13 protein-coding genes are annotated in these 23,841 nt (G+C 69.8%); 4 read left to right on the top strand and 9 right to left on the bottom strand.

Features of this window, described 5'->3' with window-relative positions:
- Positions 1 to 13: 13 nt before the first annotated feature.
- Complete coding sequence (locus K8640_RS30745) at positions 14 to 547, bottom strand: DUF1697 domain-containing protein (protein ID WP_223750361.1); 534 nt, start codon at positions 545 to 547, stop codon at positions 14 to 16.
- A 78-nt stretch (positions 548 to 625) separates the two neighbouring features.
- Entirely contained in the window at positions 626 to 1,651 is a 1,026-nt protein-coding gene (locus K8640_RS30740) for a hypothetical protein (RefSeq protein WP_223750331.1), read from the bottom strand.
- Between the two features lie 193 nt (positions 1,652 to 1,844).
- Between K8640_RS30740 and K8640_RS30735 the strand changes: the two genes are divergently transcribed.
- Positions 1,845 to 2,951 carry a LuxR C-terminal-related transcriptional regulator gene (locus K8640_RS30735; RefSeq protein WP_223750330.1) on the top strand — a complete coding sequence of 369 codons (1,107 nt, stop codon included), beginning with the start codon at positions 1,845 to 1,847 and terminating at the stop codon, positions 2,949 to 2,951.
- 15 nt (positions 2,952 to 2,966) lie between these two features.
- On the opposite strand, the gene K8640_RS30730 is transcribed toward K8640_RS30735, so the two are convergent.
- Entirely contained in the window at positions 2,967 to 3,551 is a 585-nt protein-coding gene (locus tag K8640_RS30730; RefSeq protein WP_223750329.1) for an alpha-ketoglutarate-dependent dioxygenase AlkB, read from the bottom strand.
- 213 nt (positions 3,552 to 3,764) lie between these two features.
- On the opposite strand from K8640_RS30730, the gene K8640_RS30725 reads away from it, so the two are divergent.
- Positions 3,765 to 5,213, top strand: coding sequence for an FAD-binding protein (locus K8640_RS30725; RefSeq protein WP_223750328.1), 1,449 nt, complete (start codon positions 3,765 to 3,767; stop codon positions 5,211 to 5,213).
- A 175-nt stretch (positions 5,214 to 5,388) separates the two neighbouring features.
- On the top strand, positions 5,389 to 5,832 hold the full coding sequence (locus K8640_RS30720) for a hypothetical protein (protein WP_223750327.1): 444 nt from the start codon (positions 5,389 to 5,391) through the stop codon (positions 5,830 to 5,832).
- 6 nt (positions 5,833 to 5,838) lie between these two features.
- On the opposite strand, the gene K8640_RS30715 is transcribed toward K8640_RS30720, so the two are convergent.
- Together K8640_RS30715 and K8640_RS30710 are read right to left on the bottom strand one after the other, a co-directional pair.
- Positions 5,839 to 6,660, bottom strand: a complete 822-nt coding sequence (locus tag K8640_RS30715; RefSeq protein WP_223750326.1) for a HEAT repeat domain-containing protein — start codon at positions 6,658 to 6,660, stop codon at positions 5,839 to 5,841.
- Positions 6,661 to 6,858: 198 nt separating this feature from the next.
- On the bottom strand, positions 6,859 to 7,044 hold the full coding sequence (locus K8640_RS30710) for a hypothetical protein (protein WP_223750325.1): 186 nt from the start codon (positions 7,042 to 7,044) through the stop codon (positions 6,859 to 6,861).
- 107 nt (positions 7,045 to 7,151) lie between these two features.
- On the opposite strand from K8640_RS30710, the gene K8640_RS30705 reads away from it, so the two are divergent.
- Positions 7,152 to 7,607 carry a hypothetical protein gene (locus K8640_RS30705; protein WP_141331995.1) on the top strand — a complete coding sequence of 152 codons (456 nt, stop codon included), beginning with the start codon at positions 7,152 to 7,154 and terminating at the stop codon, positions 7,605 to 7,607.
- A 1-nt stretch (position 7,608) separates the two neighbouring features.
- Here the strand turns inward: K8640_RS30705 and K8640_RS30700 are convergent, their stop codons facing one another.
- Genes K8640_RS30700 through K8640_RS30680 form a run of 4 tightly spaced genes read right to left on the bottom strand, consistent with a single transcriptional unit; the run spans position 7,609 to position 23,813 of the window.
- Positions 7,609 to 8,625 (bottom strand): fumarylacetoacetate hydrolase family protein, encoded by a 1,017-nt coding sequence (locus K8640_RS30700; RefSeq protein WP_223750324.1) that lies wholly within the window; start codon positions 8,623 to 8,625, stop codon positions 7,609 to 7,611.
- A gap of 14 nt (positions 8,626 to 8,639) precedes the next feature.
- Entirely contained in the window at positions 8,640 to 13,862 is a 5,223-nt protein-coding gene (locus K8640_RS30695) for a MupA/Atu3671 family FMN-dependent luciferase-like monooxygenase (RefSeq protein WP_223750323.1), read from the bottom strand.
- On the bottom strand, positions 13,862 to 17,929 hold the full coding sequence (locus K8640_RS42950; RefSeq protein ID WP_305070694.1) for a type I polyketide synthase: 4,068 nt from the start codon (positions 17,927 to 17,929) through the stop codon (positions 13,862 to 13,864). Before K8640_RS42950 ends, K8640_RS30695 begins: the two co-directional genes overlap by 1 nt.
- Positions 17,922 to 23,813, bottom strand: a complete 5,892-nt coding sequence (locus tag K8640_RS30680) for a type I polyketide synthase (RefSeq protein WP_223750322.1) — start codon at positions 23,811 to 23,813, stop codon at positions 17,922 to 17,924. Before K8640_RS30680 ends, K8640_RS42950 begins: the two co-directional genes overlap by 8 nt.
- Positions 23,814 to 23,841: the final 28 nt, after the last annotated feature.

The raw sequence follows: 23,841 nt of genomic DNA, 5'->3' as shown, positions 1-23,841 counted from the left end.
AGGGCCTTGGAGCCTAGTCGAGCAGCTCCAGGAGTTTCAGCACGGTGTTCCAGTTGCGCGTCGTGACCGTGCCGCGCAAGGCCAGCTTCCCCAGCGCGACCGCCAGCGCGCTCTTCCCCTGGCCGTTCGGGTACCAGGAGTAGATCTCCTTGCCCGCGACCTGGAACAGCTCCGGCCCCCAGTCCTGGGCATGCAGGGGCGCCAGCTCCGCCTTCGTCGGCGCGACCGAGAGGAACGTCACGCACAGGGAGGAGGGGTTCGTCGCCACGTCCGCGAACGGGTTGCCGTCGACGACGGCTTGCAGCTGCTTCAGCGTCCGCAGCGTCGTGGAGATGGGCCGCCCCATGAACAGCTCCAGCGCCTCCTCGATGCCCTTGGTGAGCTCCGCCACGCCGAGCTTCGTGGTGAACACCGCGTTGCCGCTCTGCACGTAGGTCTTCACGTCGCCGCAGCCGAGCCGCGACAGCATCGCGCGCAGCTCGGCCATCGGCAGGCTGTTCTTCGTGCCCACATTCACACCACGGAGCAGGAGCGCGTAACGAGTCATCACGTGAGTGTGCCACGCGGGCGCCGAAGCGCGGTGTCCGGATGCTCACGGTGCGCGCCGCGCTGAACCGCTCGGGACTCACTCGGCCTTGGGGGCGTAGAACTCCGCCGGGCCGGCGAGCCACACGGTGGTGCCGTCGGTGCGCTCCAGCAGCGCCTCGGACAGCCGGGTCCAGTCCTCGTGGAAGCCCACGACCTGGAGACTGGACGGGACGTAGCCCAGGAACTGCCCGGGCCCCACGGCGACGACGGTCGCGGAGGGCGCGCGATGCGGCTGCTCCGAAGGGGCGCCATACAGGGCCCAGGGACTCCAGGAGCGGCTCAGCGCCTCGTAGCGCAGCGGCGCGCAGCTCGTCTGGGCGATGCGCTTCGCGTCCTCCTCGCTCTGCCCCGAGCAGACCTGGAGGCGGTCACCGAGCTTCACGTCCGTCAGCGGACAGGAGACCTGCAGCGCGTGGCGGCAGGTCCCGATGGGCTGGGGCGCGCCGCGCTCGCTCGAGTAGGCCTGGACGAAGGCGGCGCTCCCCTTCGAATCATCCCACTGGATGGCCGGGCCCAGGTCCTCCAGGAAGACCCAGGGCACGGTGGTGGCCTCCACGACCGCCGAGGCCACCCACGCCACGTCCAGGCCGTACCCGAGAGGCGCCTCGCTGTACGGGACGAACCCAAGATAGCCGCCCGTCTGCAGGCGCCTCACGGCGCCGGAGCCCCGGAACAGGACCTCGCCGTCCGCCGAGCCCCCGGGGCGCGCCACGGTGCCGCCGTCGCCGGACGGGTTGTTCGCCGGATGCGTACAGAGCCGGGTGCAGGTGTTCTTGGCATCCAGGTCGGCCCACGCCTGGCTCGTGTTCGAGCAGCCCAGGGTCTCATTGAGCGGGGCGACGGCGGGGAGTGCGCAGACACAGGGCTTGTGGACCGCCGTGAACCGGCACGCCGCGTCCACCCACGGCGGCGGGCCATGATGGCCGTAATACCCGACGCCGATGATGCCTCCGGGCGTTCGCGCCTGGGCCGGCGCGCTCCAGGTGACGGCGCTCAGGGCGGCCAGGAGCGCGAGCAATGACATCCTCGACGTGAGACGAATCCAGCACGGCTGCGGGGACATGGGACCTCCAGCGAATGGACAGACACGCGAACGGGCTCGAGAAACATACGGGAGGGCCGTCGAGCGCCGGCATCACCCATCGGGGTGACGCCCTCCGAACCCAGGGGGCGTGAGAAAGGCTGTCGTTGCCGCGCATGGTAGAAATCCCCCCGGACGTCGTGCCGACACTCGAAGCCACCGGGGAGACAAGGTCATGCGCGTGAAGCGTCAGCCGGGTTCCATGCAGGGGGAGCAGGTGCTCCTGGAGGTGATGACGGCGTTGAGCAGCTCGCTCGACCTGAAGGAAGCCTTCTCGGAGTCCCACCGGATTCTGTCACGCGTGCTGGCGGCGGACTTCGGAGGGCTGTGTGTGTCCAATCCGGGGGCGCCCGGCCAATACGACTGGCCGATGGTCCAGGACATGCCGCAGGTCTTCTTCGACCGCTACCCGGAGATTTCAGACGAGTGTTTCGTGAGCTCCGCGGTGATTCGGCGGCCCAACACCGTGCTGCGGGACACCGAGATGCTGTCGCGCCGCCAGATGCAGGACAGCGCCATGTATGCGTACTGCCGGGAGATGCACATGCCGGTGGAGCGGGTGTTGTCCGTGTTGATGGACATGGGCCTGGGCTGGCACAGCGGCTTCACGCTGTACCGGGAGACCCGGAAGGCCTTCACGGAGAAGGAGCGCGCCTTCCTCCAGCGCCTGACGCCCATCCTGGCGAGGACCGTGCGCAATTGCCGCATGCTGGAAGACCTGGCGCACCAGGGCGACCTCCTGGAGCAGCTCTTCCGGCACACGGGGCTCGACAGCATCGTGTTGAGCCCGCCCACCACCGAGCTGATGCGCACGCCCCGCTCCACGGCGCTGCTGCATCGCTGGTTCCCGGACGCGCCCTGTGGCCGCTTCGGCCTGCCGCAGGTGCTGCTGGACGCGCTGGAGGGGCTCCGTCGCTCCGGCCCCCAGCAGCTCTCCGGACAGGACGTGCTGACCTTCCGGCGCCCGGGGAGGAGCTTGAAGGTGACCTTCCTGCGGTTGCCGGGGCAGTCGGGGAGGATGCCGTGGGCGATGATCTTCCAGGAGGTGCGGCACGGGGCGCAGGCTCCCGCGGAGTGGCGCAAGCGCCTGACGCCGCGCGAGATGGACGTGGTGGAGCGTGTCTTGAATGGCTGGGACAACCAGACCATCGCGGACGACCTGGACAGCTCGCTGAACACCTTGAAGACGCACCTGAAGCGCGTCTACGCCAAGCTGGCCGTGCCCAGCCGGGCCAAGCTCATCCTGCTGGCGCAGGAGCAGGGCCTCTGCGCGGACACGTGACGTCGCGCCCGGGACTCAAGCGCTGAAGGCGCGAATCGTCACCGAAATCCTCCGCCCGCGCGCCTGCGCGGAGGGAGGGACCTCGTGCGTGAAGGCCCGGTTCGTCGCCCACGGAATCACGATGACGCCCCCGTTCACCGCGGGGATGTCGATGAAGCCCTCCCCCTTCCAGGGCCGCATGCGGAACGCGCGCTGTTGCCCGAAGGAGAGCGTGACGATGGGGGTGCCCTCGATGCGCTGGACATCGCTGTCGCGATGCTTGCCGATGTAGTGGTCCTCCGCGCCTTCGTACCAGTTCAACAACAGGCCATTGAGGCGCGCGTCGAACTCGGAGCGCGCCCACTGCAGCCAGCGCTCCATCGACGGAGTGAGGGGCAGGGCGCGGTTGACGCGCCCCGTGTAGTGGTAGTCCGCGCCGTAGGCCTGCTGCCACCTGGGCGTGCGGACCCGGCGGCCATGAATCTGTATCTCATGGAACTCCACGGGATGGAGCGTCCAGAGGTCCTCGAAGGCCTCGTCCGAGGGCACGAGCTCGCGAGGCAACTGCCCCACCAGGACCTCATGACCCTCGCCCAGGGGAATGGAGCGCAGCTCTGCCATGGACTGAACCTATGTCCAGTCCCCATATCCGGGCAAGGTCACCGAGCGCCATGCACGCGCACCGATGCGGCGCACGAGTGCCCGCCCGCCATCGACGTGATGGTCGCACGGGACTGGCGCAGTGCATCCCATGCGATGGAGACCGCGAAGCGAGGGCAATTGTTGGGCAGGACAACGCCGGGCTAGAAGTCTCCGACATCGAAGGAGGCGTGAATGTCGAGTCGAACGGTGTCCCGGAGGACGTTGCTCCAAGGTGCGTTGGTGGCGGTCGCGTTCAATCCCATGAGCCGCAGCTGGGCCTCCACGCCGGAGGCCGGCGCGGTCCCCCTGCCCCCTCTCGATGGCGAGCTGTTGCTGGACGAAGCGTCGCGGACCGCGGCCTCGGACGACTTCGGTCACATCCGGCACCACACGCCGTGGGCGGTGCTCGTGCCCGGCTCGGTGAAGGACATCGTGGCCATGGTCCGCTTCGCGCGCCGCCAGGGGCTGAAGATCGCCGCCGCGCGCGGCCTGGGTGAGAGCCACAGCACCTTCGGCCAGTCCCAGGTGCCAGCGGGCATCGTCGTCGACATGTCCGCGCTGGCCACCATCCACGAGCTGGACCAGGACAGCGCCTGGGTGGATGCGGGCGTCCGGTGGCACGAGCTGCTCCAGGCCTCGCTCCCCAGCGGCAAGAGTCCCCCGGTGCTGACCGATTACATCGAGCTGAGCATCGGCGGGACGCTGTCGGCGGGAGGCATCGGCGGACAGGCGTTCCGCTGGGGTCTCCAGGTGGACAACGTCCTGGAGCTGGACGTCGTCACGGGCCGGGGCGAGCTCGTGCGGTGCTCACGCTGGCGCGAGCGGCCCCTGTTCGACGCCGTGCGCTCGGGCCTGGGCCAGTTCGGCATCATCGTGCGAGCCCGGGTTCGGCTCGTCGACGTGCAGCCCCGCGCCCGGACCTACCTCGCGCTGTACGACGACCTCCACCGCTTCCTCGAGGACCAGCGGCGGCTCATCGAGGACGGCCGCTTCGACTACGTCGAGGGCTCCGTCGTCTCCTCCAACGGAGGCCGGGCGTATCAGCTCGAGGTGGTGAAGTACTTCACCCCGGGCTCGGAGCCCCAGGACTCGCGGCTGCTCGCGGGCCTGCGCTTCCAACCGGGGACGCTCCAGGTGACGGACGGCAGCTACTTCGACTTCGCCAACCGGCTCGCGCCGCTGATCGAGCTGCTCAAGCAGCTCGGCGTCTGGGGTTTTCCCCACCCCTGGCTGGACATGTTCGTCCCCGCCCGGTGCGCCGAGGAGTTCGTCCAGGAGGTCCTCGCGCAGACCACCGACGCCGACATGGGACAGGGGCCCATCCTCCTCTACCCCTTCCGCGCCTCGGCGCTGACCACGCCCTTCCTGCGGACGCCCAACGACAGACACGTCTTCCTCTTCTCGCTGCTGCGCACCGCGATTCCCCCGACGCCCGAGAACGTCGCGGCCCTGGTGCAGAAGAACCGCGCCATCGTCGACCGGCTCACGGCCCTCGGCGGGAAGATCTACCCCGTGGATGCCGTGCCCTTGAGCCCCGCCGACTGGCGCCGACACTTCCATCCCCACTGGGAGCGGTTCGCGCACGCGAAGCGACGCTACGACCCGGACCACGTCCTCACCCCGGGACAAGGCATCTTCTGAGCGAGGGTGGCGGAACGTCCAATGACTGTGTCCACGGAGACACAGTCACTCCTCCTGGATGACTGGCATTGATTGACGCCCGCGTGACGACGAGGCGAGAGTTTCGTCGTCACCCAGCAGCAACTCCCAGGAGAATCCAGACATGTCCTCTCGTTTGAGCGGGTGGTCCGTCGCCGTGCTCGCCGTGGTCCTCCATGTCGCGCCAGCTCAGGCCCAGCAGTGCGTTTCGGCGAACTCGACCGCGGGCACGTGGCTCACCGTGGTCGACAACTACGTAGGCTCGGCACAGGCCTCGGTCGCCTCCACGCTCACGGCGGTCGCCACTCCGAGTCCTCTCAACCTCCTGCAGGCCACCAGCGACCTCGCATCATTGACTGTCAATGCCACGGCCATGAACATCTTCTCCGGCTTCGACGCCGAGGTCATCGCCGAGGCCTTCAACGTCGACACCGAGGTCGCGGTCCAGTTGCAGACGCAGGGTGACATGCGAGGCGCCATCGTCCGGGTCCAGGCGGGCTTGCCGCTGGTGATTCCGACCGTCGCCGATATCAACGCCATGAACGACTCGCTCAGCGAGCTCACGGCCCTCCGGGCGAGCCTGCCGGCATTCTGTCCGTGACGCCCCTCAAGCCGGCTCCTGCCCGAACCGGGAGATGACCTCCTCGAGGACGCTCCGGAAGTAGCCCTCCGCGGGGCCACCGACATCACGTAGGGCGAGCAGCAGCGGATGGAAGCTCGGGTCGCCCAGGGCCGCGGCGGCCTCGAGCGCATAGACCATCACCCTCTCGCCCCTCAGCGCGGCGCGCACGGGCTGGACCGCGCGAGCATCCTTGCGAGTCGCCAGTCCCACCAGCGCCTCCCCGACAATCTCCGGGTCCTCATCCCCGAGGCGCGCCACGAGCGCGTCCCGCAGCTCCGGCGTGTCACGCGCCTCCATGAGCGTCCCCAGCCCGAACGTCGCCCAGTCCCGGACATCGCGGTCCTCGTCGGCCGACAGGCGGATGAGCGCCTCCACCGCCTCCGGCGCATCCAGGACCGCCAATCCATGCGCCGCGCCATACCGCGCCTCGGCCGAGGGATGACCTGCCAGCGCGACGAGCACGGCCAGGGCGCGGGGCTCCACCAGGTGGCTCAAGGCAACCCCGGCGGAGAGGAGGACCTCGGGCTCCCGCTCCCGCCGGAGCAGGTCCACCAGCGCGTCCCCACGCTCCGTTTGGAAGACCGGGTTTCCAGCGCCGAGCTGGCCCAGGATGTCCACGCCGCGCCCCCGCGCCTTCGCGGAGGAGGACCCGAGCAGCCCAAGGGCCGCGTCCAGCACGTCACGCGTCCCCCGCGCATGCAGGGCCCGGATGGCCTCCCAGGCGCGCGCATCCTCTTCGTCCCCCTCCAGGGCAACCTGGATGAGCTCCTCGAGGCTCCTCGCTTCGCCATGCTCGGGATGATTCATGCGTGAAGTCCTCTCAGGACGACGGAGGGCGACCGTCGTGGCACCAGACCACGGCGCGGGCCTCCATGCCAGCCACAGGCCGGATCCGGGTCCCCAGCCCATCCGCGAAGTACAGCCGACCAGCCGCGACATCGCTGGCAATCCCATGCACCGTCGTCGGGTTCGTCACCAGGGGAGTCCTGTTGTTGTAGTGACGACCTACGCCTTGCCATTCGGGACATCGAACCCGAGGGCGGACGGCCTGTTGATACCGCCTACCACCTGCGTGGGATGGCTGCCGTCCAGCCCGGCGCTCATCACCCGGCTGCCGTTGAAGTCGGACCCGTACAGCGTGCGGTTCGTCGAGTCGATGGCCAGACCGCTGGGGAAGCCTCCGTTCGCCACGTCGACCGGGTTTCCCCTATCATCCGCGACCCATGGCACCTCCTTCAGATGACGCTCCGATGGCTCCTGCCGCCAAGCCCTGGTTGACCCGGACGAGCGCCGCGGTCGTGTCGACGGTCCTCTTCATCGTCAGCTGCGCCCTGCCCGCCCTCGTCCTGTACAACACCGCGACGAAGCAAGAGGACACGATGTCGGGTGTAACGCTCCTGCTCACCGGCTGGTTGGGCGTGTTCGTGATGCAAGGGGGCTGGTTCGCGAACCCCTTGCTGGCCGTCACGCTCCTCCTGCTGTTGATGGGCCGGTATCGAGGGGCCTTCTGGACAGGCTTCCTCGCGGTGCTCGTCGGGCTCTCCTCCTTGTCCTGGTACTTCCACTCCATCCCCGCGGACGAGGGTGTCAGCCCGACCCGGCAACTCGAGCTGCTCTACCCCACGCTCGGCTTCTTCTTCTGGCTGGGGAGCCTGCTGGTGGGGCCTGTCAGTGCGTCCATCCTCGCGAAGCGGGAGGCCGAGCCGAAGGCCACCTCCCCCATCCCCGTGGTCGACGTGCGGCCCCACCCATGACTCACCCCACCTTCGCGCGAGCCTCGCGCACCGGCGCCTCCAGGGCCCGCGTCACGATGCGGTTCTCCTGGGTCCCCAGGTGGATGACCCCGTCCGGGCTCGAAATCGAGGCACGCAGGACGTCCCCCTCCTTCAGGTAGCCCGCCGTGTTGCCCTGCTTCAGGATGAGCTTCGCGAGCGTCTTGTCAGACAGGAAGACGCTGATGAACCTGCCCACCTGTCGCGCAAGCTTCGACAGGTTGCGCCCCGCCGCCACGCCGCCCGGCGTCCCTGTCAGCACCAGGTCCCCCGGGAACAGGTCCATCACCTCCGACAGCTCCGTGAGTGTCTCCTCCGGCGGGTAGAGCATCTCCGAGGTGCTCGCGTCCTGCCTCGGCTCGCCATTGACAGACAGCTGGAGTCGCAGGTCCATCAACCGCGCGCAATCCTCCGCGTCGAGCAGATAGACATACGGCCCCACCGGACAGAAGGTCCGGAAGCTCTTCGCCTTGTGCCACTGTCCCTCCGCGAGCTGGAGGTCCCTGGCGGAGATGTCATTGCCCATCACGATTCCGGCGACGAACTCGTGCAGCCCTCCCCGCTCCACCCGCACCGGCCCCGAAATCCTCCGGCCGATGACCAGCCCCAGCTCGATTTCGTAGTCGAGCATCCGGACCCGCTCCGGCTTGACGATGTCCTCCGTGCTCGAGGCCAGCGACGACGAGGCCTTGCGGAAGAACTGGTTGAAGTCCTTCGCGTCCGGGTCCTGCCCCACCTCCAGCATGTGGCTGCGGTAGTTCTGTCCCTGGCAGACCACGTTGCACGGCGACGTCACCGGCGCGAGCAGCTCGAGCTTCGCCAGCGCGAGCCCCTCCCCCACGCTCCCCGCCGCCGCCATCCCCCGCGCCCTCGCCGCCCCCTCCGCGAGGAACTCCGCCAGGGACTCGTACCGCCCCGGGATGGGGATGACCTGCTCCCGCCGCACCCATCCCCACCGGACCTCGCCTCCCATCCTGAACCGCGCGACATGAATTCCCATGACCCAAGGCTCCTTCAACGTGGCCCGGCGGCCACCGTGAGCGCATCCAGGAAGCAGGTCATCCGGTCCGCGACCTCGCGGACATGCGGCGCCTGCAGCATCGTGTAGTGATTGCCCGGCACCTGATGCAGCTGGGCCTGGAGCAACCGCTCCCCCCAGCTCTCCACCGGCGCGGGCAGCGTGTCCGACGAAGGCGCGGCCAGCTGCTCCGCCTGGAGGAAGAGCACCTTGCCGCGATAGGGCTCCGCCCGGTAGCGGGACAGGGCCCGCGCGTTGCGGGAGAAGACCCGGAAGCGCTGCTCCATCTCCGGCAGCTCCACCCCCGGAAGCGCGCCCAGGGCCTTGGCGTGCTCGACCAGGTAGCCCAGGCGCCCCGCCTCATCGAGCGCCTGGAGCTTCACCGCGTCGAGCTTCGCCGCCTCCGCGCCCCCCAGCAGGTCCGTGGCGAACCACGCCATGAGCGCGCCGGGCTCCTCCGCCCGCTGGTAGAGCTCCGGAGACCAGGTCTCCAACAACAGGAGCAGCTCCACCTGCTCGGACCGCGCCTCCAACTGCCGCGCCATCGCCTGCGCGACGATGCCGCCCGTGGACCAGCCCCCCAGGCGATACGGCCCGCTCGGACGGACGCGGCGCACCTCCTCCAGGTACCGCGCCGCCATCTCCTCGATGGAGCCCGCGTCCTGGTCCGGCAGCGCCTGCAGCGCATAGAAGGGCTGCCGGGGCCCCAGCTGCCTCGCCAGCGGCGCGTAGCACAGCACGTCGCCTCCCGTCGGGTGCACGAAGAACAGGGGCGGCTTGTCGCCCGACTCCTGGATGCGCACCAGCGGCTCACGCGCGCGAGCACCGCCCTCCTGCTGGACGAGCAGGGCCGCGAGCTGACGGATGGTGTCCGCCTGGAACAGGAGGGAGACGGGGAGCTGACGCCCCCAGCGGGCGCGCAGCCGGGACATCAACCGGACCGCCAGCAGTGAGTGGCCGCCCAGCTGGAAGAAGCTGCTGGTGACGCCGATGGGGCGCAAATCGAACAGCTCCTCCCAGAGCGCCACCAGCTCCAGCTCCAGCGCGTCCCTGGGCGCGACGTACGCGGCCGACAGCTCCGGCGCCGGAGCCTCGGGCACCGGCAGGGCGCGGACATCCAGCTTCTGGTTCGGCGTCAACGGCAGCGCGTCGAGCCGGACGAAGTGGGAGGGAATCATCGCGGGCGGCAGCCTGTCCCTCAGCAAGCGCGACAGCGCCGAGGGGGTGACGGTCGTCGCGGCCACGACATAGGCCGTGAGCGCCACCTCGCCCGAGGCGTCGGCCCTCGCCACCACCACCGCTTGACGGACCTCCGGGTGCTGACGCAGCTCCGCCTCGATTTCCCCCGGCTCGATGCGTACTCCCCGCACCTTCACCTGGTGGTCCTCGCGGCCCAGGAACTCGATGCGCCCCTCGGGCAGACGACGGACCCTGTCTCCTGTCCGGTACATGCGCAGGCCGGGCTCCCCCGCGAAGGGGTCCGGGATGAAGCGCTCCGCCGACAGCTCGGGGCGGTGGAGATAGCCCCGCGCCACCCCTTCGCCTCCGATGAACAGCTCCCCGGGCACCCCCACCGGCACGGGCGAAAGCCGCGCGTCCAGCACGTACATCCGCGTGTCCGCGATGGGCCCGCCGATGGTGACCAGGGACGCGTCCTCCACCCGCTCGAACGAGGACCAGATGGTCGTCTCGGTCGGCCCGTACATGTTGAGCACCTCGCCCTCCACCCTCGGGAGCACCTGGCGCGCAAGGGCCGAGGGGAAGGCCTCGCCGCCCACCAGGAGCTTGCGGAGCGGACGCAGCGCCTCCACGCCCCCCGGCTCCAGCAGCAACATCCGCAACATCGACGGCGTGCACTGGAAGTGGGTGACGCCGTGCGCGGCGATGAGCGAGGGGATGTCCTCGGGCGCGGATGGGGGCCGCGTGCAACGCTCCTTCAGGGCGTTCAACGTCTCGAGCCCCGCCAGCGTCGCGTCGACGTCCATCCCGAAGTCGATGAGACACGCGACCTCGTCCACGCCCAGCTCGCGCAGCCTGTCGATCAACGGCAGGCAGCTCTCCACGTTCCCGAACAGGCCCAGCTGGTTGAAGTACCGGTCGATGGCCTTCGCGAGCAGCTGGTCGACGTCCGCCTCCGAGAGCGCCTCCAGCTCGCCCCCATGTGGCAGGGGCCCGATGACCGAGCGCAGCAGCCCGATGGAGCTCTTCAGGTACTGGCGCAGCGGCGCGTTCACCTTCTGGCGGATGTCGTCGACGTCCTCGCCCATGAACGTGTGCAGCATGAGCGTGACGTGGCCCGGCCCCGGCCCGTGGCCCGCGGCCGCCCAGGCCTCCCGATAGATTCGGACCTTCTTCGCCAGCTCCGTGAGGTTCTGCCCCAGCAGGTGCGTGAGCACATGCGCGCCCGACGCTCCCGCGGCGCGGAACGTCTCCGGGTTGCCCGCCGCCGTCACCCAGACCTGGACGTCCGGCTGGACCGGCCGGGGAAGGGACTGGACCGGGACGTCCTGCCCCTGTCCGTTCCGGAACGACACCGCCTCGCCCCTCCAGAGCCTCCTGACGGTGGAGATCTGCTCGAAGAAGGAGGTGCGCGCATCGGCGAAGCGCTCGGGCGCGAGCACGAAGTCATTGGGGTGCCACCCCGAGGCGAATGAGAGGTCCACGCGTCCGTCGGAGAGGTTGTCCACGATGGACCACTCCTCCGCGACCCGGATGGGGCTGTGCAGCGGGAGCACGATGCTGCCCGCGCGCAGCCGGATGTTCCGGGTGGTCGCCGCGAGCGCCGCGCTGACGACGGAGGGATTCGGGTAGAGCCCGCCGAAGGCGTGGAAGTGCCGCTCGGGCGTCCAGACCGCCTTGAAGCCATGCGTGTCCGCGAACCGCGCACCCTCCAGGAGCAGCCGGTACTTGGCCTTCGTGTGCTCGCGCTCGTCGCTGGCGAAATAGAAGAGGCTGAACTCGAGCGGCCTGCTGGACGCGCCGGTCCCGGTCGATACTCCCTGCTCGCCGCGGAGGACCACCTGGAAGCCCCGGGTGAGCGAGTACAGGAGCTCCAGCACGGAGATGTCGAACGACATGCTCGTCGTGGCGAGCCACACGCCGCGCTCGTGAGCGCCCATGGCGTCATCCATCGCGTCGAAGAAGCGCACGACGTTGCGGTGACAGACCATGCAGCCCTTGGGACGCCCCGTGGAGCCCGAGGTGTAGAGCGTGTACGCGACGTTCTCCGCCACCACCCCGCTCCTCGGAGGGTCCACGACCTCGTCGCCGCCGGCCTGCAACGGCACCACCTTCGCGCCCGTCTCCGGCAGCCGCGTCGCGTGGCCCGCGTCGACCAGGACGACCTTCGCCTGGGAGTCGCCGAGCATGTACGCGAGCCTGTCGGCGGGATAGGTCGGGTCCATCGGCACGTAGGCGCCGCCGGCCTTCAGGATGCCGAGCATGCCCACCACCATGTCGGCGCTCCGGGGGACGCAGAGGCCCACCCGCGCCTCGGGGCCGATGCCGAGCGCCCGCAGACGGTGCGCCAGTCGATTGGCGCGCGCGTCCAGCTCGCGGTAGCTCAGCCGCTCGGCGCCGGCGACCAGGGCGATGGACTCCGGGGACGCGCGCACTCGCGCCTCGAACAGCTCGTGGAGGCACGACGCGGGGGTCCGCGCGGAGCGGGTGTCGTTCCAGGTGTCGAGCACCTGGCGGCGCTCCTCGGGGGTGAGCAGGGGCAGCTCCGACAAGCGCCGCTCGGGGTCCTCGACGAGCCCCTCCAGCAGCGTCTCCAGGTGCCCCACCATCCGGTGGATGCTCGCCGCGTCGAACAGGTCCGTGCGGTACTTCAGCACGCCGCCCAACGAAGCGTCCGTCTCCGTCAGCTCCAGCGAGAGGTCGAACTGGCCCTCTTGCTGCGGGATGTCGAAGGGGCGCAGCACCAGCCCCCCGGGCAGCGCGGGGTGGGCCTCGTCCCCCTGGTAGATGTCCTCCCGGGGCGTGGGCTGGAGCATGAACGCCACCTGGAAGATGGGTGAGCGGCCGGAGTCGCGCTCCGGGTTGAGCTTCTCCACGAGCAGGTGGAAGGGGAAGTCCTGGTGCGCGAGCGCGCCGACGACCGTCTGCCGCAGCTGCCCGAGCAGGGCCCGGAACGAAGGGTCCCCGGAGAGATTTCCCCGCAGGACCATCATGTTCATGAAGTTGCCCACGACCTTCGCGAACTGGGGCTGCGTCCTCCCCAGCGTGGGCGTTCCGACGAGCAGGTCCTCCTGCCCCGAGTAGCGGTGCAGCAGGCCCATGAAGGCGCCCAGGAGCAGCGTGTACAGCGTGACGCCCTCCTGCTCACAGAGCTCCCTCAATCGCCGGGGCAGCGTCCCCTTCAACGACACCGGGACCGACGCGCCCGCGTAGCCCTGCACCTGCGGCCGGGGACGCGCGATGGGCAGGTCCAGCGCCGGCAGCGCGCCGCCCAGCTGTCGGGACCAATAGTCCCAGAGCCGCTGCCCCGTGGCGCCCGCGAGCATCTCGGCCTGCCAGCGGACGTAGTCCACATAGGTCGCCTGCGGCGCGGGCAGCGTCGCGGGAGCGCCCGCCTTCTCCGCGGCGTAGAGGTGCCGCAGCAGCTCCTCTCCCAGCACCAGCAGCGACCATCCGTCGTAGACGATGTGGTGGATGGCGATGAGCAGCACGTGGTCGCGCGGGCCCCGCGTGAACAGCCGCACGCGCATCAGCGGGCCCCGCTCCAGGTCGAACGGGGCCTCGTACGCCTGCGTCACCCGCGCCCGCAGGGACTCGAGGTCGAGCTCCGGGACGGGGACCTGCTCGAACGGGACCTCGGCCTGCTCACGCACCCGCTGGACGGGCTGTCCCTGGTGCGTGGTGAAGGTCGTCCGCAGCGCGCCGTGTCGGTCCACGAGCCGCTGACAGGCGCGTCGCAGCGCGGCGACGTCCAGCTCGGAGACGATGCGAATCGACAGCGCCGTGTTGTAGGCGGCGCTGTCGGGTGCCACCTGGGAGACGAACCAGAGCGCCTGCTGTCCGTGGGAGAGCGGATGGACGGACTCACCGTCGGCCGCGAGCCGGCGCAGGTGCTCCACCAGCGTGGCCTTGTTCGTGGACAGCTTCGCCAGGTGCTCCGGCGACAGCGCGCCCTTGGGGGCCCGGTACTTCAGCCGCTCCCCCTCCACCCAGAGCGTGACGCCCTGCCGGGACAGCTCGGCGATGAGTTCGTCGGTCATCACAGCTCGCCTTCCTCCCAGTCCTGACTCGGGGCCGTCCGGCCCGCGCCGCTCCCGTCGAGCTGCTCGGCGAGGCGCTGCGACAGGTGCGCGATGCTCGCGCCCTGCAGCAGCTCATCGAGCTGCAGGCTCACGCCCGTCTCCGCGTGGATCTTGTGCTTCAGCTCGAGCGACAACAGCGAGTCCAGGCCCAGGGTGCTCAGGGGCTGCTCCGCGTCCAGCCGGACCACCGGCATCTTCAACAAGTTGGCCACCTGCTCCCGCAGATAGCTGTCGAGCAGCGGGCCTCGCTGGCCGGGCTCCGTGGAGAGCAGCGTCTTCGAGAAGGTGCTCGCGGCGGAGGCGGCGTCCTGGAGCGTCTGCGCCCCCGGAGGAGGCGGCAGCGCGTACGGCCCCTTCGTCACGGCGCTGTAGGCGGCATCGTAGGAGACACGCGCGCCCAGCCGCTCGAGGTTGATGCGACGAATCGTGTCCACGTCCATCGACTCGTCCTTGGTCACCGTGAACAGGAGGTAGGCGGCCAGCCGACGCTTGAGCAGCTCCCCCAGCATGTGGATGCCGTGCAGGTGCTTCTGCGTCACCTCGTCCAGGTCGCGGGTCACCCGCGTGAAGTTCTGCTCGAAGTCCGGGTCGTGGAGGAAGTTGGCGATCTCCTGGCTGGACTCGACCGCCTCGACGATGCGCAGGTGGTTGCGGGCGAGCAGCTCCGCCCACTCGGCCTGGGGCACGAAGAGGGTGGTGGACTCCGGGTGCTCGATGGCGCTCGCCATGTTGGACAGCGTCTCCGCCATCACCAGGTAGCCGCCGTTGCGCAGGCTCCGGCTGATGTTCGCGAAGAGGTCCGCCTTGTTCCGGATGTGGTGGATGACCTGGAACGCGATGACCAGGTCGTACGTGGACGGGAAGGCGTCGCGCGAGCTGTCCTGGTAGTGGAGCTTGATGCGCCCATCCAGCCCGAGCCCGCGGATGCGCTGCCGCCCCGCTTCAATCTGGTCGGGCGAGATGTTGCAGCCATGCAGCTCCAGGTGGGGATGCGCCTTGCCCAGGTCGATGAGGTCCGCGGCGTGACCACACCCGATGTCGAGCACGCGGGTGAAGGACGAGAAGTCGAGCCCCCGGTAGAGCGTCTTCGCCATCTCGAGGTTCGACTGGAGGGCGAGGTCGTAGAACTGCTTGTAGACCGCCTCCTTCGAGGGGTCGGCCTCCGGCCGGTACATGGCGATCCACGAGAAGCCGGGCACGGGCTCGCGCAGCGTCGCGAAGCGCAACGAGGGGAACTGCACCGCCGTGTTGACCTCCGCCAGTTGGACGATGGTCCGGTAGAAGGTCACCAGCACATCGGTGTTGGGGATGAGCGAGTCGACCCAGTAGCGCTCACGCTGGAAGGGATACGTCGGCAGCGCCACCCGTCGGCGCGCGTACCCCTTGTCCACCCCCGCCCAGTCCACCTCCACGCCCTTCACGTACAGCTTCGCCGTGCTCCCCAGCAGCATCTCCCAGTCACTGCTCCCGGGCCTCAGGCTCCCCACCCACTGCGCCTCTCCCTCCCCCAGGTACCTCTTCCCCACCCCCGTCAGCGTCGGCTTCGGCCCCACCTCCACGAAGACCCGGTATCCCCTCTCGTACAGCCCCTTCACTCCCTCCCAGTACTTCACCGGCTCCCTCAGGTGCCTCGCCCAGTACCCCGCCTCCCTCTCCTCCCCCTTCACTTCCTTCCCACTCACGTTCGACACCAACTCCAGCTTCGCCCTCTTCATCCCCACCTTCCCCGCCGCCCTCTCGAACCCCTCCTTCATCGGCTCCATCAGCTCCGAGTGGAACGCGTGCGTCGTCTTCAACACTCGGCACTCCTTCCCCCTCCCCTTCAGCCTCCCCTCCACCTCCTCCACCTCCTTCACTCGCCCCGCCAGCACCACCTCCCCGGGCCCGTTCACCGCCGCAATCAGCTTCCATCCTCCTTCCCCCTTCACCTCCTCCTCGCTCGCCAACACCGCCACCATCTTCCCTTCACCCTCCAGCCCCTCCATCAACCTCCCTCTCTCCATCACCAGCTTCAGCCCCTCCTCCAGGCTGAACACCCCCGCCACGCACGCCGCCACGTACTCACCCAGGCTGTGCCCCATCACCGCCGCCGGCTTCACTCCCCACTCCCTCCACACCTCCGACAGCGCGTACTCCACGCTGAACAGCGCCGCCTGCGACACGCTGCTCCTCTCCAGCAGCGCCCCCTTCCCTCCGTACAACACCTCCACCAGCGACTCCCCCAACTCCCCTTTCACCACCTCCTCGCACCGCTTCATCACCCCGCGAAACGTCTCGCTCGTCTCGTACAGCTCCCTCCCCATCCCCTCGTGCTGCACTCCCTGCCCCGTGAAGAGCAGCACCACCTCCTCCGCCTTCCTCGCCTGCCCCTCCGCTCCCCTCTCCACCCCGCCACCGCTCGCGTACCTCGCAAGCTCCTCCCTCAACTCCTCTCCCGTCCTCCCCACCACCGCCACCCGGTGCGCGAAGCGTCCTCGCCCCGTGTTCGCCGTGAAGCACGCATCCCCCACCTCTTCTCCCAGCCCCTTCGCGTACCGCCCCGCAAGCTCCTTCAGCGCCTTCTCGCTCCTCGCTGACAGCGCCAGCACGTGCCTCGGCCTCTCCGCCCCTCCCTTCCTCTCCACCTCCGGCGCCTCTTCCAACACCACGTGCGCGTTCGTCCCGCTGGCGCCGAACGAGCTCACGCCGCCCACGCGCTTCCCGTCCCGCGCGGTCCACGGCGCGAGCTGGGTGGGAATCTCCACCGGGAGTTCGTTCCAGGGGATGTACGGGTTGCCGCGCTTGAAGTGCAGATGCGCGGGCACCTCGCCGTGCTTCAACGAGAGCACGAGCTTGATGAGCCCCGCGATGCCCGCCGCGTACTCGAGGTGACCGATGTTCGTCTTCACCGAGCCGACCTGGAGGGCCGCGGCGCCGTCTCGCTTCTCGCCGAACACCGCCCCCAGCGCGCGCAGCTCGATGGGGTCTCCCAGCGACGTGCCGGTGCCGTGCGCCTCCACGTAGCCCACCTGCTTCGGGTCCAGGCCCGCGTCCGCCAGCGCCTGACGAATGACCGCCTGCTGCGCGAGCCCGTTGGGCACCGTCAAGTCACTGCTGTGCCCATCCTGGTTCACCGCGGTGCCACGGATGACGGCCAGGACCTGGTCCCCATCCGCCCGCGCATCCGAGAGGCGCTTGAGCACGACCATGCCGCAGCCCTCGCCCCGGCCGTAGCCATCCGCCGCGGCGTCGAACGTCTTGCAGCGCCCATCCACGGCGAGCATGCGCGCCTTGCAGGTGGTGATGGTGCCCTGCGGCGTCAGGATGAGGTTCACGCCGCCCACGAGCGACAGCGAGCTCTCCCCCGAGCGCAGGCTCTGACACGCCAGATGGACCGCGACGAGTGACGAGGAACAGGCGGTGTCCACGCCGAGGCTCGGCCCCTGCAGGTCGAAGAAGTGGGACAGCCGCCCCGTGGCGAACGTGAGCAGGCTGCCCGTGAGGTAGCTCGCATCGATGCTCTCGGCGCCCTTGCCCTGGATGAGCTGGGTGTAGTCGCCGGTGGCGCCGCCGATGAACACCCCCGTCTTGCTGCCCGCGAGGCTCTGGGGCGCGATGCCCGCGTGCTCCAGCGCCTCCCAGGCCACCTCCAGCAGCAGCCGGTGCTGGGGGTCCATGTTCACCGCGGAGCGCGGAGGAATCCCGAAGAAGTACGGGTCGAACAGGTCCACGCCCTCCAGGAACGCGCCGTTGCGCGTGTACATCTTCCCGGGCTTGGAGGGGTCCGCGTCGTAGTACGCGTCGATGTCCCAGCGGCTCGGCGGCACCTCGCCCACCGCGTCCGTGCCCGCTCGCAACATCCGCCAGAAGGAGTCCGCGTCACTCACGCCGCCCGGGAACCGGCAGCCGATTCCGATGATGGCGATGGGCTCCGCCGTCTTCTTCTCCGGGACGCTCTCGCCCACCGAGCGAAGGAGCATCCTGGCGAGGTTCACCCGCTTCTCGGGGGAGAGACCACGCACCAACTTCTCCATGACGTCACTCATTTGAGCCCTCACCAGGGAAAGACTGTGCAAGTGATTGCAGCGCGGTCTCCGACAACCGCTCTGCTTCACTCAGCAGTTCGAAGATGGCTTCGTCCTTCAACAACGGGTCCACGTCGGCGACAGCGGCGCCGGCGAGCGCCACCTCGGGCCGAGCGGGAAGGAGCACCGCGAGCGCGGGGACCTCCTTCGCCAGGAAGTCGGTCAACTCCGCCACCGTCGGATAATCGAACGCGAGCGTGGACGGGAGCTTGTGGCGGAGGCTCCGCTCCAGGTGGTTCTTCAGCTCGACGGACATGAGCGAGTTCATGCCCATCTGGAAGAAGCCCTGCCCCGGCGCCAGGGAGGAGGGCTCGGCGCCCAGGACCCGCGAGGCCTCGCCGCGCACGAAGTCCTGCAACACGTTGCGGCGGCGTCCCAGGGGCGCCTCCTCCAGACGGCGAAGCAGCTCGGAGGTGACCGAGCCCTGCTCCAGGGGAGCCTTCGGGGCCGGCGCCCCCACGGAGATGTGCTCGAGCAGAGGGCGGTGTCGCCGTGCCTCCTGCAGCGGCTTGAAGCGGCTCCAGTCCACCGACGCCACGGTCCGCTGGGTGACGCCCGCGCCCACCAGGCGCTCCAGCAACGTGAGCGCCGCCTCGGTCGGCATCGCCTCCAGGCCCACCTGCGAGAAGAAGCGCTGAGCCTCCTCGGAGCCCGCCATCCCGCCTTCACTCCAGCGGCCCCAGTTGATGCACGTCGCCGCCAGTCCCTGGGACTTGCGGTGGTGCGCGAGGGCGTCGAGGAAGTGGTTCGCCGCCGCGTACGCGGCCATCCCTTGCGAGCCCCACACGGAGGACGCCGAGGAGAACAGGACGAAGCAGTGGAGTGGGAGGTGACGGGTGAGTTCGTGGAGATTCCAGGCGCCCATCGCCTTGGGTTGGAAGACGGACGAGAGCACCTCCGGGCCCGTCTCCTTCAACGCGCGGTGCGCAGAGACACCCGCCGCGTGGAAGATGCCCACGAGCGGAATGGGGCCCTGTCCGCATGCATCGATGAGCGCGCGCACCTGGTCCGGCTCACCGACGTCGCACCGCACGTAGCGAACCGATGCCCCTTGTGCCTGGAGTCCGCGCAGCGCCTGGACCTGCGACGTGAGCGGGCTGTCCGACGGGAGCGCTGCCCAATCGCTCGGGGCGGGGAGCTCGGTACGCCCCGACAGGAGCAGGTGCCGGACGCCGTGGGCCACCAGTGACTTCGCGACCTGGAGCCCCAGTCCTCCCAGACCTCCGGTGATGAGGTAGGCCCCGTCGCTCCTCCAGGGTGACTTGCCCGCGGGAGGAAGCTCGCCACGGACGAGTCGGGCCACGTGTCGCGTCTTCCCACGCAGGGCGAGCTGGTCCTCGCCGTCCGGCTCACACAGCTCCTCGCAGAGCGCGTCGACCTCTTGTGCGTCCGGAGAGGCGGAGAGGTCCACGAGCCCGCCCCACAGCTCGGGGTGCTCCAGCGCGAGCACCCGACCCGCGCCCCAGATGGGCGACTGCGTCACGGAGATGGGACCTCCGTCGCCGACGGACTGCGCGCCTCGCGTGACCCACCACAGCCGCGTGTTCGCGCCCACGCCTCCGCCCAGCCGCTGCACCAGCGTCAGCAGGCTTCCGCAGCCGAGCCCCAGCGTCGTCGCGTCCGGCGCCATGCCGCCGAGGTCGAGGTTCCACAGGTGCACCACACCTCGGAAGGGGCCGCCGCCCTCCGAGGCCAGCGTCTCCAGCACCCGCTGCCAATCCGCGGGGTCCGTCGGGTCGACCCGCGCCGCATCGGCTCCGAGCGTCCGCTGCCCCTCGGCGGGGTTCGTCGACTCGACGCGCGCCGCATCGGCTGCGAGTCCCTGCGCACCGGGCTCCGCGTACAGCAGCGTGCAGCGCTCGCCCCGGGCTCGCAGGCGCGCGGCCAGCGCCTCTCCCGTTCCCGTGCGGTCACAGAGAATCAACCACCGGCCCGTAGCCTCACCCTTCCGCTGCGTCTCGGACTTCGACACGCGCGGCTTCTGGGGCCACGTCACCTCGTAGACCCACTCGCGTGAAGCGAGCGGCGCCAGCCCCTCCAGCTCGGAGTCCTCGGCGGGCGCCGCCCAGGCCCCCGCGTCCTCGAACGCGGTGAACGGGGTCAGCGACGCCAGCTTCGCGCGGTTCACCCTCGCCAGGTACGGCGCCCCCGCGTGCTCGTCCTTCTGGGCGACGAGCAACGCATAGCTCATCAACCCCTTGTCGAGCGCCTTGCCGAAGTTGCGCATGGCATCGAAGTTCCGCTTCACCAGGTCACTGAGCTTGAACCGCTCCGCCACGACCTCCAGGTGACGGTCGAACCCCGGGTCCTCGAGGAAGCACGCGGCCTCCCGGCTGATGTCCACGCCCTCCACCAGCCGGAAGCGGTGGCGCGCCAGCAACTCCGCCCACTCCTCCGCGTTGACGTTGTACGACGCGGTCTCCTCGACGTTGATGGCCGACACGCCATTGGCGACGAAGTCGGCGAGCAACAGGAAGCCTCCGTTGTGGAGGCTCCGGGAGAGGTTCGCGAACAGCGCCTTCTTGTCCGCGACGTGGGTCGCGACCTCGAACCCGAAGGCCACGTCGTAGCGGTCCGGGAAGGCATCCTTCGCGCTGTCACGTGCGAAGACGCGGACACGCTCCTGGAGCCCACGCGCCCGCACCCGCTCACCGTCGATGGCCGCCTGCTCCGCGGAGATGGTGTAGCCATCCAGCCGCAGGTGCGGGAACTTCCGCGCCAGCGAGATGAGGTCCGAGGCGTACCCGCAGCCGAAGTCGAGCACCTTGCGCACCGAGGACCAACGGACGCCCCGGAACAACACGGAGCGGAGCCCACGCTGCCCCTCCAACAGCAACTCCGTGTGCTCCGGTCGCTCCGGGAGTCCGTAGACGCTCAGCAGCCACGAGAAGCCCGGCACCGGTCGACGCTGGATGCCGAAGGTCAGGTAGACCTCGTCGGGCGCGAGCACCCGCTCCCGCTCCACGGAGTCGTCGTAGAAGCGGGACGGCGTGCCGTCGGCGTGCTCGGACTTCACCGTGTCCGAGGGCACCGCCATCACCTCCGGACGGGAGTCGACGGGGCGCGCCACGTTCCGGAGCGCGGCGGGGCGCGGCTCCAGCCAGAAGCGGGAGCGCTGCCAGGGGTAGCCCGGCAGGGGCGTGCACTCACCCGGCTCCGGATACACCGCGCGCCAGTCGATGGGATGCCCCGCCGTGTGGAGCGCGCCGAGCGACTGCAACAGGACCTCCAGCTCCCCCTCGTCCCTGCGCAGCGAGGGCAGCACCAGCCCCTCCGTGCGCGACGCTCCGACGATGCGCTCGATGGACTGCGTCAGGATGGGATGAGGGCTCAGCTCGACGAAGACCTGGTGCGGGCTGGCGAGCAGCTGCTCGATGACCGGAGAGAACAGGACCGGCTCACGCAGGTTGCGCTGCCAGTAGCTCGCATCCCAGTCCGTCCCGTCCGTCAGTCCTCCTGTCACGGTGGAGTACACGGGCAGGTTCGCCGCGCGGGGCTGGAGCCCACCGAGCGCCTCGCGCAGCTCCGGGAGCAGCGAGTCCACCTGGGGCGAGTGGGAGGCGACATCCACCTTGATGGCCCGACAGAAGACGTTGCGGGTCCGCAGCCGCTCCATGACCTCCTGCAAGGCCACGGAGTCTCCCGCCAGCACCGTCGTCGTCGGACCATTGCTCGCCGCGATGGAGAGCCGGTCCTCGAAGCCCGCGAGCACGGCCCGCGACTGCTCGAGCGAGAGCCCCACGAGCGCCATGCCGCCCTGCCCCCGGACGCGGCGGAGCAGCGCGCTCCGGCGGCAGATGACCCGAGCCGCGTCCTCCAGGGTGAGCACGCCCGCCACGCAGGCCGCGGCCACCTCGCCCATGCTGTGGCCCACCACCGCGTCCGGATGGATGCCCCAGGCGCGCCACTGCGCGGCGAGCGCCACCGAGATGGCGAACAACATCGGCTGGATGACACCGATGTCCTCCATCCACGAGGCGTCGTCCTTCTTCTCCAGCAACGCCAGCAGGGCGAGGTCCCCGTGCGCTCGCATGGCCCGCTCGCAGTCCTCCAGCGTGGCGCGGAACACCGGGGACACCCGGAGCAGCTCCCGCGCCATCGTGGGCCACTGGGAGCCCTGTCCCGAGAAGACGAACACCACCTTCGGCCGACGGGGCGAGGCCCGCCGATGGGAGACCGCCGGAACCGGCTCGCCTCGGAGGAAGGCCCCCAGGTGCTCCGCCAGCTGCTCGCGCGTGCGCCCCACTACCGCGAGCCGGTGCTCATGGTGGCTGCGTCGCGCGCTCGCCGTGTAACAGATGTCCGCCAGTCGTCCCGGCGCTCCGGCCAGCCAGGTCTGGTACTCGCGAGCGAGCTGCTGGAGCGCGTTCTCGTCGCGAGCGGACAGCGGCAGCAGGTGGGCGGGGCGCTCGGGCGACTCGGTCGGACGCGCGGACTCCCGCTCCGGCGCCTCTTCGACGAGCAGGTGCGCGTTGATGCCGCTCAGCCCGAAGGAGCTGACGCCCGCCACGCGCCTGCCGGACGCCTTGTCCCAGGGACGGAGGCGGGTGGGGATGGAGATGGGCACCTCGCTCCAGGGGATGGCGGTGGTGGGCCGCGCCAGGTGGAGGTGGGGCGGAATCTCGCGGTGCTGGAGCATCAGCACCACCTTCATCAGCCCGGCGATTCCAGCCGCGGCCTCCAGGTGCCCGACGTTCGTCTTGATGGAGCCCAGGCCGAGGGGCCGTGAGGCGTCCCGCCCCGGGGCGAACACCTTCTGCAGCGCGCGCACCTCTATCGGGTCGCCGAGCGGTGTCCCCGTCCCGTGCGCCTCGACGTAGTCCACCTGCGCGGGCTCCACGCCCGCGTTGGCCAGCGCCCGGCGAATCACCGCCTCCTGCGCGGGACCGCTCGGCACCGTGAGGCCACCACTGGGACCGTCGTGATTGACCGCGCCGCCTCGGATGACGGCCAGCACCGGGTCCTTGTCCGCGAGCGCGTCGGAGAGCCGCTTGAGCACCACGACACCGCAGCCCTCGCCACGCACGTAGCCGTCGGCCGCGGCGTCGAACGTCCTGCACCGCCCCGTCGGAGACTGGGAGCGGAGCCGCGACGAGACGATGTGCCCGTCCGGGGCCAGGATGACGCTCACGCCCCCCGCGATGGCCATGTTGCTCTCGCGAGCGCGCAGGCTCTGACAGGCCAGCTGCACCGTCACGAGCGAGGAGGAGCAGGCGGTGTTCACCGCCATGCTCGGCCCCTGGGCGCCGAGGATGTACGAGATGCGCCCGGCCATGAAGCTGGAGTCGTTGCCGAACGCCAGATACGCGTCCATCAGCGCCGGGTCCGCCTGCTGCGCCTGGAGCTGGGCGTAGTCGTTGAGCATCACCCCGACGAACACCCCGGTGAGGCTGTTCGCGATGCGCTCCTGCACCTGCCCCGCGTTGGCGAGCGCCTCCCACGTCACCTCCAGCATCAACCGCTGCTGGGGGTCCATGCTCGCCGCCTCGCGAGGCGCGATGCCGTAGAACCGGGCATCCAGCTCATCGAGCCGGACGCCCTTCAGGAAGCCCCCCCAGCGCGTGTACATCTTCCCTTCCGCCGCGGGGTCCGGGTCGTAGTAGTCGTCGATGGCCCACCGGTCGGGAGGCACCTCGACGATGGCGTCACCGCCGCCACGCAGCAGCTCCCAGAGCGCCTCGGGGTGGTTCGCGCCGCCGGGGAAACGACACCCCATGCCGATGATGGCGATGGGCTCACGCTTCTCGCGCTCGCTCGCCTCCAGCCGCGCTTGCATCTTCTCCAGTGCGACCAGGGCGCGAGCCAGGCGTGCACTGTTCTCGTGCGGGTCCAAGGGGCTGCTCATCGTCGTGCCTCTCTCATGAACGTCGGGG

The organism is Myxococcus sp. XM-1-1-1 (genome assembly GCF_020037095.1).
Lineage (GTDB): Bacteria > Myxococcota > Myxococcia > Myxococcales > Myxococcaceae > Myxococcus > Myxococcus fulvus.
The sequence above is the reverse complement of the archived record's forward strand: the minus strand, read 5'-3'. Positions and strand labels throughout refer to the sequence as shown.

Bases quoted from the DNA above. Each gene is read 5' to 3' on its own strand.
- K8640_RS30745 (WP_223750361.1), bottom strand. From the start codon at position 547: ATGACTCGTTACGCGCTCCTGCTCCGTGGTGTGAATGTGGGCACGAAG.
- K8640_RS30740 (WP_223750331.1), bottom strand. From the start codon at position 1,651: ATGTCCCCGCAGCCGTGCTGGATTCGTCTCACGTCGAGGATGTCATTG.
- K8640_RS30735 (WP_223750330.1), top strand. From the start codon at position 1,845: ATGCGCGTGAAGCGTCAGCCGGGTTCCATGCAGGGGGAGCAGGTGCTC.
- K8640_RS30730 (WP_223750329.1), bottom strand. From the start codon at position 3,551: ATGGCAGAGCTGCGCTCCATTCCCCTGGGCGAGGGTCATGAGGTCCTG.
- K8640_RS30725 (WP_223750328.1), top strand. From the start codon at position 3,765: ATGTCGAGTCGAACGGTGTCCCGGAGGACGTTGCTCCAAGGTGCGTTG.
- K8640_RS30715 (WP_223750326.1), bottom strand. From the start codon at position 6,660: ATGAATCATCCCGAGCATGGCGAAGCGAGGAGCCTCGAGGAGCTCATC.
- K8640_RS30700 (WP_223750324.1), bottom strand. From the start codon at position 8,625: ATGGGAATTCATGTCGCGCGGTTCAGGATGGGAGGCGAGGTCCGGTGG.
- K8640_RS30695 (WP_223750323.1), bottom strand. From the start codon at position 13,862: ATGACCGACGAACTCATCGCCGAGCTGTCCCGGCAGGGCGTCACGCTC.
- K8640_RS42950 (WP_305070694.1), bottom strand. From the start codon at position 17,929: ATGAGTGACGTCATGGAGAAGTTGGTGCGTGGTCTCTCCCCCGAGAAG.
- K8640_RS30680 (WP_223750322.1), bottom strand. From the start codon at position 23,813: ATGAGCAGCCCCTTGGACCCGCACGAGAACAGTGCACGCCTGGCTCGC.